Origin of the sequence: Plebeiibacterium sediminum (assembly GCF_026013605.1) — a bacterium.
GTDB lineage: Bacteria > Bacteroidota > Bacteroidia > Bacteroidales > Marinilabiliaceae > Saccharicrinis > Saccharicrinis sediminus.
In genome coordinates this window covers 1-380 of record NZ_JAPDPJ010000363.1, presented here as the reverse complement: position 1 = coordinate 380, position 380 = coordinate 1, and the positions used below count along the sequence as shown (strand labels likewise).

At 40.8% G+C, this 380-nt stretch carries 1 protein-coding gene; it reads right to left on the bottom strand.

Annotated features, from left to right (window positions below; translation table 11 throughout):
• A partial coding sequence (locus OM075_RS26735; RefSeq protein WP_301193412.1) for a cadherin repeat domain-containing protein occupies nt 1–380 on the bottom strand: 380 nt, incomplete at both ends.

Genomic DNA, 380 nt, shown 5'->3' with positions numbered 1-380 from the left:
CTATCTCCTGCGTCAGCATCTGTTGCGCTTACGGTTTCAACTGCTGTAGTACCTTCTGCTACACTTGTGTCGGTTGCTGTTAGTACTGGACTATTATCTTTTACATCTGTTACCGTTACATTAATGGTTTTTGTATCTGTATGACTTGCCCCATCTGTTACTGTTACATTCAATACATAAACATTATTAGCATCACTATCAGAAGGATTCTCATAATCTGGTGCAGTTGTAAATGTCAACACACCAGAAGTTGCTCCAATAGTAAAGAAACTTGCGTCAGTTCCACTAATTGAGTATGTTTTACTATCTCCTGCGTCAGCATCTGTTGCGCTTACGGTTTCAACTGCTGTAGTACCTTCTGCTACACTTGTGTCGGTTGC